This window comes from Rahnella sp. GSA61A (assembly GCF_019969905.1).
Lineage (GTDB): Bacteria > Pseudomonadota > Gammaproteobacteria > Enterobacterales > Enterobacteriaceae > Rahnella > Rahnella aceris.
The window spans coordinates 103,903-117,168 of sequence record NZ_JAHXYO010000001.1 but is presented as its reverse complement, the minus strand read 5'-3'; the positions used below and the strand labels follow the sequence as shown (position 1 = coordinate 117,168).

Sequence of the window (13,266 nt, the reverse complement as noted above, 5' to 3'; positions counted from 1 at the left end):
GTTTTTGATAAATATCATCCGTTTTTTATGATGTTTATGGCTTTGTTTTTATTAGCCTGTATGCGCTTATGCGATTAGCCTTTTAACTGACAGGGCAGGGGGTAGTACAGAAACTCTGACCGGTTAATGTTATGCAGAAAATAACTTTCAGCATTTAACTTCGACTATTTATATAAGGTTGTCCTTATGCGCAGAACTAAAGATAAATACCTTTTGAATCTTATTACACTTTCCTGTCTGATGGCCTGTGTTGCTCCGGCAATGGCAGCCGATACGTCGGACCCCTATGTCATCAAAGAAAGTGATCTGATTAAAAAAGAAAACAGCCTGACTCAAAACCCGCTGATGCAGGAGGTTAAGGCGTCTATCCGCACACTGGATAATGCTTCCGTCGATAAAATCGCCCCCGGCCGCAGCGATAACCCGGCTAACGTGAAGCGGGTGGACAGCATTCTGGGCAGTGATAAGTGGGAACACATTTTCCCGCTGCGTGACCCGAGCTATACCTACACCAAATTCCTGCAGGCCATCGGCAAGTTCCCGGCCGTGTGCGGAACGTATACCGACGGACGTGATTCGGATGCCATTTGCCGTAAAGGCCTTGCCACCATGTTTGCACACTTCGCACAGGAAACCGGCGGCCACGAGAGCTGGCGCCCGGAAGCCGAATGGCGTCAGGGGCTGGTCTATCTGCGAGAAATGGGCTGGAAAGAAGGGCAGAAAGGCGGCTATAACGGCGAATGTAATCCGAATGTCTGGCAGGGACAAACCTGGCCTTGCGGCAAAGATGCCGACGGCGATTTTGTCAGCTACTTCGGTCGCGGTGCCAAACAACTTTCTTATAACTATAACTACGGCCCGTTCTCCGATGCGATGTTCGGCACGGTCAGAACCCTGCTGGATAAACCGGAACTGGTGGCGGATACCTGGCTGAACCTTGCCAGTGCGGTGTTCTTCTACGTCACGCCGCAGGCACCGAAGCCGAGTATGCTGCATGTGATCGACGGCACCTGGCAGCCGAACGATCGTGACAAAGCCAACGGTCTGGTGCCGGGATTCGGCGTGACTATTCAGATCATCAATGGCGGTGTTGAGTGCGGTGGCTCGCAGGAAATCGCGCAGGGCCTGAACCGTATCTCCTACTACAAAAGCGAAGCGGAATACCTGAAAGTGCCGGTTCCGGCTAATGAAGTGCTGGGCTGTAAAAACATGAAACAGTTTGATGAAGGTGGAGCCGGTGCGCTGCCGCAGTACTGGGAACAGGACTGGGGATGGTCATCAGAAACGCCAACTGGCCTGACGTATTCCTGTCAGCTGGTCGGTTATCAGACACCGTTCTCCGCGTTCAAAGAGGGCGATTACAAACGCTGCGTCCAGCACTTCTTTAACGTGAAAGTGGTCGATGATGCCGGTAAAGAAGAAGCGGTGACACCTGCTCCTGAACCGACGCCAGCACCAACACCGGAACCGACACCAGCCCCGGCTGACGGTAATTCAGCGCCGGTGGCAAAACTCTCCGGTCCGATTGGTGATGTGGAAAGCCAGGCGAATGTGACGCTCAATGCAGCAGAATCTACCGACGCTGACGGCGATAAACTGACCTACAGCTGGTTGCTGCCGAACGGGTCCACCCTCGCCGGTAACGATCGTGAATCGCTGAGTTTTGTCGCACCCGTGGTCACCGCTAAGCAAAGCTTCAACTTTACCCTCACCGTGTCCGACGGGAAGAAAAGCAGTGTGGCCACCTACGTGCTGACGGTCACACCGAAGGTATTGCCGATCCCTGATGAAGGCACCAGCACCGGCTGCGCTGACAACTGGGATGCCGGTAAAGTGTATAACGGCGGAGAAAGTGTTAACTGGAAAGGTAAGGAGTATCTCGCGAATTACTGGACTCAGAACAATGAGCCAGGTAACCCGTCGTTCACTGGCGAATGGTCACAGTGGAAAGAGATCAAAGCCTGTAAGTAACGTGTAAGTCATTAACAAATCAATGGCAAGTCCGGTTTCCGTTCATCGGGGAAAACTAAAATGGGTGCGATTTCCGCGCCCATTTTTTTCATCCCTGCTGGCCGCGTTTGTCCAGCCATCTCCCCGTTTCACCCAGTGCTTCATCAAGATTTTCGCGACCAAAACCGATACGCAGAAAATCTTCCGACACCCTGTTCAGTTCTGATGCGTAGGCGACAGAAGGGATCACCATCACACCGGCCTCTTCCACCAGTTGTGTGGCAAAGGCTTCTGCGCCTTGCTCACCGGTAAAACGTGGGAACGCCAGCACACCGGCTTTCGGTACGCTGAGCCTGAACAGGTGCGGGTATTGCGCCAGAAATTGAGTCAGTGTTACGAGCTGGCGGCGCGAGCGTTCCATCACCCGTTCAAGGATCGGTGCGCGGGCATTGAGTGCCACCGTGGTGAGAAACTCGCCGGGCATGGAATTACAGATCGACAGATACTGCTTCATGCGCTCGAGTTCCCGCATCCACGCTTTATCCTGACAGGCCACCCAGCCGATGCGCAGCCCCGGTAATCCGTAAGCTTTGGAGGTCACGTTCAGCGAAATGCCACGTTCGTAAATATCCGCCAGTTGCGGCAGCCGGTCTGCCGGATCAAACTCTGTCAGCCGGTACACTTCGTCCGAGAAAATCCAGATCCCGCGATCGCGGCATAACCCGACCAGTTCGTCGAGTTGCTGACGGCTAATCAGCGCGCCGGTCGGATTGTGCGGAAAGTTAATCACCAGCACTTTGGTATTGGCGCGCAGCGCGTCGCGGACTTTGCCGGTATCCAGCGCCCAGTCGTTATTTTCATCAAGCGCCACGCCGGTGACGTCACACAGCGATAACGGCACGCTTTCCAGCGACTGATAATTTGGGGTGATCACCACGGCGTGATCGCCGGATTTGAGCAACATCTGAAAACTGGCGTAAATCGCTTCGTCGGCACCGGCAAAACTGATGACGTCCTGCGCGGTGACATTTTTATAGGTCGAGGCGATGGCGTCGAGCAGTTCCGGCGTTCCGCGCAGTGGCGGATAATCCAGCATGGTCTGCATGAACGGCGCGCGGTGTTCTTTCCCTGCCAGTTCAAATAACGTATCCAGGCTCATCGATTCAGGATAGGAAGAGGACAGCGGAAAACGTACAGCGTGTTCGAGGCGCGAGAGATAGCTGATTAAACGGAAATCTTCAGGAAAAGCCATGATATACCTGCGATAAGAAGTCAGAGCATTTGAAAATAAAAAGTTTAGCGGCGGTGGCCTTGCGCAAAGCGGCGCTCAAGGCGGCTTTGCAGCAGTTCCAGCACGATCGACATAATCCAGTATATTGCCGCCGCAGTCGCCAGCATTTCCATATAACGATAGGTGCTGCGCCCGTAGGATTGCGCCAGAAAATTCAGCTCCCACAGACCCATCAGTGACACCAGAGACGAATCTTTCAGCATCGAAATAAACATCGACCCGGCGGGCGGGATAATGATGCGCAATGCCTGCGGCGCGGTGACGTGAACGGCCACCGTCCAGCGTGACACGCCGAGCGCCAGCGCGGCTTCCTGCTGACCGCGCGGCACCGAGAGCACGCCGCTGCGGATAGTTTCCGCCAGATACGCGCCGTAGTTCATCGACAGAGCGATAATGCCCGAGCTGAGCGCCCCGAGCACAATTCCCACCTGCGGCAGCGCCAGATAGATAATCAGCACCTGCACCAGCAGCGGCGTGCCGCGAAACAGCGAGGCGTAAAACGTCGCACAACCAAACGCCAGCGCATTTTCAGACATCCGGCCGAGCGCGGTAATCAGGCCAATCAGCAGACAGAAAAACATCGAGCAGGCGGTGATCATTATGGTCAGCGCCGCGCCCTGAATAAAGCCGTCCGGCGACAGGCGCAGGCCAAGCAGGAACGGCAATTTCTGCCCAATCAGGCTCCAGTCCAGCCCCATTTTGCTGAACGCGCCGAGCAGCAGGCTGAGCAAAATCAGCCACGTCAGCCCGGTTTTAAATTTAAACGCATGTGCGTGGTGCCAGCGTTCCGGCGTTTCCACTTTCGGCTGGCTGTCCGGGATTTGTGGCATTACGGTACCTCGTGGGTAATATCTTCACCCAGCCAGTGCTGAGAGATTTTCGCCAGCGTGCCATCGTCGCGCAGCGATTTGATGGTATCGGCCACTTTCTTGTCCCATTCGGCGTCACCTTTGTCGGTGGCTACCCAGTTCGGTTCTGCATAAAGCTCGGTGACAATTTTAAACACCGGCGCACGTTTGATGCGGGCATTCGCGGTGGCTAAATCTGACACCACGCCGTCGAGGCGCACACCCGGCCCGAGCGCCAGATTCTGGAACGCCACTTCTTCGTCGCTAGGGATCACGTGTACGTTATTGAACGGGAATGTGATGGGTTTGCTGCCCGGGATCACCAGCGTTTTTTGCAGATAGGTTTCGTAGGTTGAACCAATGCCGACGCCAATCTTTTTATTGCTCAGATCGGCCGCCGATTTAATGCGGTCGTCTTTCTTATTGACCACTAAGACCGCCGGAGAGTTGTAATACGGCGTCGGAAAATCCAGTACTTTGGCGCGCTCGGTGTTTGGCGTCATCGAGCAGATACAGGTATCCCAGCGACCCTGCCATTTGCCGCCGACAATCGTTTCCCAGCCCGGTGCGATGATTTCAAGTTTTACGCCCATGCGCTGCGCCACCGCTTTCGCCACATCCACGTCAAAACCGGCCAGCTGGTTATTATCATCAATAAAACCAAACGGCGGGTAATCGTTAACGATCGCATTGCGCAGCACACCGGTTTGGGTCACGCGATCCAGCGTCGCACCGGCAAATGAGGCGGCAGAAAACAGTGTGGCGGCAAGGAGAGTCACAGCTACAAACGGAGTGCGCATAAATGGAGTTCCTTAAACGTAACCAGAATGGGAATTTATTGTGAAAACCTACACTAACTTTTAGACGTATAGAAGTCTAAATTAAACCTTTTCTGACTTACAGTGAACTCTGCGGGAAATCCTCCCAATGACAGCGCATTACTTCAACCCGGGGTTAACTCAGTAATCCCGCCCCGACGTTAATGGACAACCCTAAAATCGCCAGATTAAAGACAAAGGAAATGACCGACTGCAACAGGGCAATCTGGCGCATATCGGTGGTGCCGGTCGCGACGTCGGCGGTTTGTGAGGCGACGGCGATGGTGAAGGAGAAATAGAGAAAATCCCAGTAGCCGGGCTGCTCAGGCTTTTCCGGGAAGATCATCGGCGTGATGTCTTTTGTCTGCCGCAGATAGTGATGATGGGCGTAATGCATGGCGAAAGAGGTCGGCAGCAGCGCCCACGAGGCAATCAGCGTAGTCGCGGTCAGCAAGATATGCAGGGTTTTTGCGCTTCCCGTCAGCGCTTTAAGGGAGCCGAGTTCCATCAGGATCGCCAGAATGCTCACCAGGCAGGTGAGCGTGACCAGCGTCAGCACCAGACTGGCGCTTTCATCCTGCGTCTTAGCGATGTGCGGGATATCCTTCGCTTCGGTGCGAAGCATGCGAAACCACAGGAAAAACAGATACATCCATGCCAGCACATTCCAGCCAATCATCAGCCGCTGCAAAATTCCCAGATGCGGGGGAAGCGCGAAGAAGCAAATCAGACCAGCAACAATAGAAATCAGTAAACGGCCACGAACGTGCAGATAATGGCGCAGAGAGAAACTCATGATGTCAGGCACCTGGTAAAAGAAACGGGGATAGATTAACTGTAGTCGCCGGGGGCAATATCCGGCGTGCAGACTTATGCGCAATTTCTTCCAATACCCCGCCGCAGGGGAGTGTTTAAGTAGTTTCTCTCCATTGCGCTCAAGGGTTTGAAACTATGTTTACGACATCATTTTGGCCAGCCGCCCCGGCATATCAGGTATCCATGATGGATCTGGATGCCCCGGAAAATTTAAGTCCTAAAGCTTTGCAAACGATTCATTATTGCCTGCGTCTGACCGAAGCCATCAACCAGCTGGAAGCGGCCTGTGAAAGCCGTTTGCTGGATGCCCTGCGTGAAGAGATGTCGATTCAGTGTTTCCGTTTAGCGCCGCTGTTTGATGATCCCGATACCCGGCGCGGACTGTTTTTACGGGCGGAAATGCTGGCAGATGACAGTTGCGGAAAAACGGTATTACCGCAAATTGCTGGCCTGAAGGAACAGCAACTGGTGCTGGGCATCGGTAACACGTCCACCTGGGTGGGAAAATCCAAACAGAGTTTTTATTCGTCGTGGTTTGGTGAACCTGCCCCGGTTTTGCAGGAAGTTTCCGACGTGATGGACAGCCTGTTTCCGGAAAGCTTACTGTATCTGCAAAAGGAAATCGCCGCCGATTTACTGGCGATGCCGGGCTGCGCATACAAAATTATCAACCTCTTTGGCATTGCCGGTGAAGCCAATACCTATCCCAAACATTTTGCCTATTTCTTCCCGGAAGACGAGGGGCTGAAGTATTCGCCGGTCAAACGCACGGTGGTGTTTGCCAATACGTATCAGCAATTGTTCGAGCTGTTTTCACGTACCGAAGCCGCCAAAATGGGCTGGGCCGAAGACATGCTGCCAGACAGTGATGTGTGCCAGCGTTATCTGATTGCCTGGTTCCGCGGGCACGACCTCGGGCATTCTCTGGTGCGTAACGAGAACGTCTTTCCGAAACTCAGCAAAATTGATCGCTGGGGATCAATGATAGTGCAGGAAGCGCTGGCCGATCAGTTTGGTTTGCTGATGTGCCTCACGCCGCAGGTGGCCACCGGTTTGCAGCTCGACCGGACCGTGCTGGCGCGGATCTATTTCCTCGAAATGTTGCGCTATCTGCGCCGCGGCCCGTCAAGTTATCCGGATGCTGGCGCGGCCTGGATCCAGTTCAACTATCTGCGCGAACACGGTTGCATTGAGCTGTCGGCGGAGACGCTTGATTTCCATCCGGCGCTGTTTTACCCGCAAATGGCCGATCTGACCCGCCTGATGAGCGAAGCGCTGCTGGGGGGCGATGCGGAGCGTGCGCAGGCGTTCATGCTGCAACATTGTCCGCACACTAATCCGGAAGATGTCGAAATCCTGATGGCGCGCCTCGGTACAACCAATGACATGATTGAATACAACCAGTTAATTAAGAGAGTCCCGTTATGATGCCGTTTTCAAATGGATTTTTACTCAGCCTGTCGCTGTGTCTGGACATTGGGATTGCTAATATCGCCATGATGACGCTGGCGATGCAGCGGGGGTATTTTCATGGATTCTGGCTGGGCATCGGCACCTGCATCGGCGACTTAATTTACGCGGTGCTGGCGCTGGCCGGGATGACCATTTTGCTGCAATACCAGAGTGTGCGCTGGGTGCTGTGGGTCGGTGGTTCACTGATGCTGATGTGGTTTACCTACAAAATGATCCGCGCCGCACTCGCGCCTGCGGAGGATCTGAGCGCCGGTGACAGCGCGCAGCCACGTTCTGTTATTCGGAATTTTGGTCGCGGCATCGTACTGGCGATGTCTTCACCCACCGCTATTTTGTGGTTTGCCGCCGTCGGCGGGGCACTGATCTCCCGCATGGGGCAGGGAAGCACGGCGAATGCCTCGTGGTTCCTGGGCGGCTTCTTTATTGCAGGTGTGTTCTGGACGATGGTGATCTGTTCCGTCGGCAGCCTTGGCGGAAAAATGCTGGGCACCAAAATGCTGAAATATTCGTATGTAGCCTCAGCGGCGATCTTCTCTTACTTTGCGCTGTATGTGGTGATCAGCGGTTATCGGGAGTTCATCTTGGTATAAGTACCTGCGACGCGTGAAGTGACTGCGAATAAAGATGGGGAGTGATCCCCATCATCTTACGGAACGTATTGATGAAATGGCTTTGATCATAAAAGCCCAGCCCTATCGCCACATCCAGCGCATTATTATTTTTACGCAGCTGATTTCTGGCCTCGAGCAAACGCAGTTGCATATGGTATTGCAGCGGCGGCATGCCGATGTGCTGACGGAACAGGCGGACAAAGTGAAACTTGCTCAGTCCGCTGATTTGCGCCAGCGTATCGAGATGGATTTTGCGGGTCAGATGGTCACGCATAAAATCGAGCGCCAGCGTAATCGGCCGCAAAGACTGTTCCTGCTCTCTGGCGGGTTCTTCCAGCAATGCCCCCAGCAGCCACAACAAATTTTGTTCCTGATCGTCGTCATTCAGCGTGCGTTTGTAATGGCACAGTGCCGAAAACAGCGCGGGATTACTCAGCACGCCTTCGGTTAACACCGGCGCGCAGTGATCGGAACGCAGATTGTGATCGACCGACACCTGACGCAGTAAAGCCTGCGGAATATGCACGCTGAGAAATTCGACCTTGTCGTTACCGAACAGCGACGACTGAACGGTGGCCGGGTTGTAAATCGTGATATCGCCGCCGCGCACAAGTTCGGTTTTGCCGTGCAGCCAGATTTCTTCCGTACCAGTCAGATTGGCACTGATGACATATTCGTCGTGAGTATGACGCGGAAATGAAGAATTGCTCGCTGTCAGGTGCGAGCATTCAATCTCATTAGCCATCGTCCATTCAGAAATAGAAAGAGACACGTTGCACTCCGAAAATCTTTGCTGTGCGGAAAAGAGGCTACATTGGTTTTTCTTATATGAAATTTATAGCACAAATTGTTAACCACAAAAGCGAGGAAAATTCATCTCTCATCGCAACAGGCCAAATTTTCAGATTTTGCCCATTCGCCAATCCGGGCAGCGGGACCCGGCGGAATGTTGTATGAATGTTGATTAATAGCCGCAGTCGTTATTTTCACCCACGCGCTGCCGATATTTGATAACGGCAATAACGGGGAATTCATTTTTGTTTTACAGGATAAAAACAATTAGCAAAACCACCGGCAAACGACTTTGACAATACGTGCTCGTTTTGACTGCCTGTTTTATTTATTGACCGTGTTTATTCTTATCCGGCTTGTAAATTCAATACTTAATAAGGCAAAATATGCGCCCCGCAAAACGGGGATGACTCATTTTTCGTTCATTGAACTACGCATTTTTCATTAAGCAAACCTTCAAATACCAGAGGCCGGGCTAAGTACCGGATAGATATTTACTTTCAGATACCGACAGTCTTGTCGCAAGGAATCATAAATGGTGCAGCACTCTTTATATGCAGCGTTCTCCGTCATGGGAAATCAACATCATGTCGGATAACCTCGTCACAGGGTCCCCTTCCCGCGTGGAATTACGTAAAAGCCTTACGCTGATTCCGGTTGTCATGATAGGTCTGGCCTATATGCAACCCATGACACTGTTCGATACGTTCGGTATTGTCTCCGGCCTCACGGACGGCCATGTGCCGACGGCGTATGCTTTTGCGCTGATCGCCGTGCTGTTCACCGCGCTGAGTTACGGCAAGCTGGTGCGCCGCTATCCTTCCGCCGGTTCTGCGTATACCTACGCGCAAAAAGCCATTCATCCTGTGGTCGGTTTTATGGTCGGCTGGTCGTCGCTGCTTGATTACTTATTCGCGCCAATGATCAATATTCTGCTGGCAAAAATCTATTTTGAAGCGCTGGTGCCGTCGGTGCCGTCGTGGATATTTGTCATCGTACTGGTCAGCTTTATGACGCTGTCGAATTTGCGCAGTATCAAAACGGTCGCCAACATTAATACGCTGGTTGTTGTCTTGCAGATTGTGCTGATCACGGTGATCACCGGCATGGTGATTTATGGCGTAAATCACGGCACCGGCTATGGCACGCTCGCCAGCACCCAACCGTTCTGGGGTGAAAATGCGCATACCGTGCCGATGATTACCGGCGCGACCATTTTGTGTTTCTCCTTCACCGGTTTTGACGGCATCAGTAATTTGTCGGAAGAAACCAAAGACGCAGAACGGGTGATCCCGCGGGCGATATTCCTGACCGCTTTAATTGGTGGCGTGATCTTTATTGCGGCGACCTATTTCCTGCAACTCTATTTCCCGGATATCTCCAGCTTTAAAGACCCGGACGCCTCACAGCCGGAAATCATGCTGCAGGTGGCAGGCCGGGCGTTCCAGTTTGGCGCGCTGATTTTCTCCAGCATCACCGTGCTGGCCTCCGGTATGGCAGCGCACGCGGGCGTTTCCCGCCTGATGTATGTGATGGGCCGTGATGGCGTGTTCCCGAAACGCTTCTTCGGCTATATCCATCCGACATGGCGCACCCCGTCTTTCAACGTGCTGCTGGTCGGCGCCATTGCCTTGCTGGCGATTAATTTCGATCTGGTCACCGCCACGGCGCTGATTAACTTTGGTGCGCTGGTGGCATTCACGTTTGTGAACCTGTCGGTGATTTCGCAATTCTGGATCCGCGAGCAGCGCAACAAAACCGTTGTGGATCATATTCAGTATTTGCTGTTGCCGCTGTGCGGTGCGCTGACCGTCGGTGCGTTGTGGGTGAATCTGGAAGAAGGCTCGATGGTGCTCGGCCTGATCTGGGGCGCAATCGGCTTTATCTATCTGGCCTGCATGACCAAAAGCTTCCGCAATCCGGTACCGCAATACGAAGACGTAGCGTAACTCATCACTGGTGTGAAAATGGCTCCTGCGGGAGCCATTCTTGTTTCTGCCTACTGAATGCCGAACCCGCGCAGCAGCGCTGTCACTGCTGCTGCCGCAATAATAATCACCATCAGCGGCGCTTTTCTCCAGGCTAAAAACAACGCCACGCTGACGCCGGTGACCCGCGCGTATCCGGCGAAATGCTGACCTTCGAACAGCGCCGACGTAGCGGCCACCGCCAGCAATAAGGTGGTCGCCGCATCCGATAACATTGTCTGAGTTGCAGGGGAGAAATTCAGGCGTGAACCCAGCCGGTAACCGGCCACGCGCATCAGAAATGTTCCGGCGGCGAGCACCGCAATTCCCGCGATCATCAGGCTGTGTGAGGTCATTTTCGGTTCCTCCACGCCAGCAATCCGAGCAGGGAAAACAGCACCGGCATACCGGCCGGAACGAAAGGCACCGCAGCCAGCGAAATCAGCGCACCGGAGGTAGCGGGTATGCGCGTTCTGCGGCTGCGCAGCGCCGGGAAAATCAACCCCAGCAAAATGGCCGGGAACACGGCATCAAGGCCGATGGCTTTGATATCCGGAATGAACTGGCCGATGTACGCCCCGGCCATCACACTGACCGGCCAGAATAAGGCGATACCTGCACCGCATAACCAGTAGGCGGTTTTGCGTTTTTCATGGGTAGATTGCGAGATGCCAAACACCACGCTTTCATCGTTCATGATGTGACAACCCAGCCAGCTCATGGCTTTGCTGCCGACCAGATCCTTCACCGCAATCCCGAACGGTAAATGGCGCGCATTGACCAGCAATCCGGCCGCCGCCGCCGCAAACGGGCTGCCACCCCCGCCGACGATGGCGATAAATAGAAACTCCGACGCCCCTGCCAGCACCAGCAGCGAAAGCATCAGCGGCACCCACAGCGGGAAACCGCCTGCGACCGCCAGCGAGCCATAAGAAATGCCGACCAGACCATCGGCCAGACACACCAGAAAGATGGCTTTAAGCACATCATTCCCCAATGGTGAAAAGAAACGCGCAGACATAATTTCATCCCATAACGAACAAGTATCCATTATAATGAACGTATCTGCATCGTTCTTCAAGTCGAACGATCGTTCGTTATACTGATCATGAGGCGGTTATGTCACAACCTATTAGCGTTATTTCGAAGGGACTGGTTCGTGAACGCCAGCGGGCTGGCCTGTCACTGGCGGAAGTCGCCCGCCGTGCCGGTATCGCCAAATCGACGCTTTCCCAGCTTGAAGCGGGCAACGGGAATCCGAGTCTGGAAACCCTGTGGGCGCTGTGTGTGGCGCTGAACATTCCTTTTGCGCGACTGATGGAGCCGGAAGTGAATAAAATGCAGGTGATCCGCCGGGGTGAAGGTCCGGCGGTAGTGGCGGAACTGGCGGATTATAAAGCGGTATTACTCGCGACCTGTCCGCCCGCTGCGCGCCGGGATATTTATCTGCTGACCACGCAACCGGGCGCTGACCGTATCTCCAGCCCGCATCCGCAGGGCTCGGTCGAGCACATCATCATCACCCAGGGACGCGCCCTCGTCGGCCTGGTTGACTCACCGGTGGAACTGAATGCCGGAGATTACATTTCCTATCCTGCCGACGTCGAACATATCTTTCGCGCGCTGGAACCGGACACCATGGCGGTGCTGGTATCGGAGCAGAGTTAAGGTTTTGTGTTAATGATCAATCTGTGATCCCGGAGGTACTGCGCGGCAGATATATACAATAAAGAGTCTGGTTGCTGAGTTATTAATGCCCTACAATTTGCGCGGGAATTATTAATGGCTAAGGGATGACATGGCTGACATTGATGATATTGCAACGCGCATTGCCGGGATTATTCTTTCCCCTGATTCTGTATATGGCCTGATAAACGGTGCACTGACCGTTCCGGTTGATTTTGGATACATGGTGTATGGGATATTTGATACCGGTTCACGTTACATACATGAAACGATGCGAATACGTATGGCGGATGCCATCAGAAACGATATTCTGAATCATCACCATATCTCTGAAGCCGTTAAGCTGGTTTTTACCGAGTTTAATAAATATGTTTCAGAAACTGAGCAAGACAAAATTTACAGGGCGGTTTTTACTTCATTCATTGGACGAATGGGAACCAACATAATAATTGCGCTGATAACTGCCTCAGTATTAGAACGAGTCTCTTTCATCTCTGCCAGTTTTCGCTATCAGCCGATATCTGCATTAACCGGCGTTTTGCTAATAGGAGGCATGACAGAGCGTTCAATACGAACATCAGAAGCTCTTGAAACTGAGGATCCTGAAGTCTATAAACTCCTCAGACCGAGGGATTACGACCTTCTATATTTTTTGTTTAAGCCTTCAGTACAACCCTTTGTCGATGCGATACATGTCAGGGTGACACAGGGGGAATCCGCATTCAGAAAGATAATGGACACGGTGAGGAGGAAACTCAATGCCGCATAATAACCCATTTATACAATTTATCCGGTCCCTGCTCTACATCGCTTATAAGATAATTACCTTCACAATAAGTCATAGTCTCGAAGCACTTATTGGCCCACTGATCGTTATTGGCTCAATACTTTGCATTATGTTTATCGAACCCTGGCCGGTGAAGTTTGTCAGCATCGGAGTATGGCTGGTGTTTCTCTATTTTCTGTCTAAGGCGATTGATAAAATCACTGGCAGAGATAAACGTGATAATTAAC

Annotated in this window: 13 protein-coding genes; 6 read left to right on the top strand and 7 right to left on the bottom strand. The window is 53.0% G+C overall.

The genetic code is table 11. The features are described from left to right. Window positions 1-186 precede the first annotated feature (186 nt). On the top strand, window positions 187-1,971 hold the full coding sequence (locus LC431_RS00510) for a chitinase (protein WP_013576906.1): 1,785 nt from the start codon (window positions 187-189) through the stop codon (window positions 1,969-1,971). 88 nt (window positions 1,972-2,059) lie between these two features. On the opposite strand, the gene LC431_RS00505 is transcribed toward LC431_RS00510, so the two are convergent. The 4 genes from LC431_RS00505 to LC431_RS00490 all read right to left on the bottom strand — a co-directional run bounded on the left by LC431_RS00505 (window position 2,060) and on the right by LC431_RS00490 (window position 5,703). After that, entirely contained in the window at window positions 2,060-3,202 is a 1,143-nt protein-coding gene (locus LC431_RS00505) for an aminotransferase class I/II-fold pyridoxal phosphate-dependent enzyme (RefSeq protein WP_112197483.1), read from the bottom strand. Between the two features lie 44 nt (window positions 3,203-3,246). Then, window positions 3,247-4,071 carry an amino acid ABC transporter permease gene (locus LC431_RS00500; protein WP_037033345.1) on the bottom strand — a complete coding sequence of 275 codons (825 nt, stop codon included), beginning with the start codon at window positions 4,069-4,071 and terminating at the stop codon, window positions 3,247-3,249. Continuing rightward, complete coding sequence (locus LC431_RS00495) at window positions 4,071-4,889, bottom strand: transporter substrate-binding domain-containing protein (protein ID WP_126125126.1); 819 nt, start codon at window positions 4,887-4,889, stop codon at window positions 4,071-4,073. The genes LC431_RS00500 and LC431_RS00495 overlap by 1 nt, the downstream gene beginning before the upstream one ends. 154 nt (window positions 4,890-5,043) lie before the next feature. After that, window positions 5,044-5,703 (bottom strand): DUF1345 domain-containing protein, encoded by a 660-nt coding sequence (locus LC431_RS00490; protein WP_013576902.1) that lies wholly within the window; start codon window positions 5,701-5,703, stop codon window positions 5,044-5,046. Between the two features lie 155 nt (window positions 5,704-5,858). Here LC431_RS00490 and LC431_RS00485 point away from each other — a divergent pair, with 155 nt between their 5' ends. Then, on the top strand, window positions 5,859-7,151 hold the full coding sequence (locus LC431_RS00485) for a hypothetical protein (RefSeq protein WP_013576901.1): 1,293 nt from the start codon (window positions 5,859-5,861) through the stop codon (window positions 7,149-7,151). After that, window positions 7,148-7,786, top strand: a complete 639-nt coding sequence (locus LC431_RS00480; RefSeq protein WP_013576900.1) for a LysE family translocator — start codon at window positions 7,148-7,150, stop codon at window positions 7,784-7,786. The genes LC431_RS00485 and LC431_RS00480 overlap by 4 nt, the downstream gene beginning before the upstream one ends. Here LC431_RS00480 and LC431_RS00475 read toward each other — a convergent pair. Continuing rightward, a complete protein-coding gene (locus tag LC431_RS00475) occupies window positions 7,773-8,579 on the bottom strand; it encodes an AraC family transcriptional regulator (RefSeq protein ID WP_013576899.1) in 807 nt (268 codons plus the stop codon). The genes LC431_RS00480 and LC431_RS00475 overlap by 14 nt on opposite strands. A 607-nt stretch (window positions 8,580-9,186) precedes the next feature. Here LC431_RS00475 and LC431_RS00470 point away from each other — a divergent pair. Continuing rightward, window positions 9,187-10,548, top strand: a complete 1,362-nt coding sequence (locus tag LC431_RS00470) for an APC family permease (protein ID WP_015690381.1) — start codon at window positions 9,187-9,189, stop codon at window positions 10,546-10,548. A 50-nt stretch (window positions 10,549-10,598) separates the two neighbouring features. Here the strand turns inward: LC431_RS00470 and LC431_RS00465 are convergent, their stop codons facing one another. Then, complete coding sequence (locus tag LC431_RS00465; protein ID WP_013576897.1) at window positions 10,599-10,922, bottom strand: AzlD domain-containing protein; 324 nt, start codon at window positions 10,920-10,922, stop codon at window positions 10,599-10,601. Next, window positions 10,919-11,587 carry an AzlC family ABC transporter permease gene (locus tag LC431_RS00460; RefSeq protein ID WP_013576896.1) on the bottom strand — a complete coding sequence of 223 codons (669 nt, stop codon included), beginning with the start codon at window positions 11,585-11,587 and terminating at the stop codon, window positions 10,919-10,921. Before LC431_RS00460 ends, LC431_RS00465 begins: the two co-directional genes overlap by 4 nt. A 98-nt stretch (window positions 11,588-11,685) precedes the next feature. Here LC431_RS00460 and LC431_RS00455 point away from each other — a divergent pair, with 98 nt between their 5' ends. Together LC431_RS00455 and LC431_RS00450 are read left to right on the top strand one after the other, a co-directional pair. Next, the gene (locus tag LC431_RS00455) at window positions 11,686-12,234 is read left to right on the top strand and encodes a helix-turn-helix domain-containing protein (RefSeq protein ID WP_013576895.1); all 549 of its coding nucleotides are present in this window, start codon (window positions 11,686-11,688) and stop codon (window positions 12,232-12,234) included. Window positions 12,235-12,364: 130 nt separating this feature from the next. Further along, window positions 12,365-13,021, top strand: a complete 657-nt coding sequence (locus LC431_RS00450) for a hypothetical protein (RefSeq protein ID WP_015690380.1) — start codon at window positions 12,365-12,367, stop codon at window positions 13,019-13,021. Window positions 13,022-13,266 lie beyond the last annotated feature (245 nt).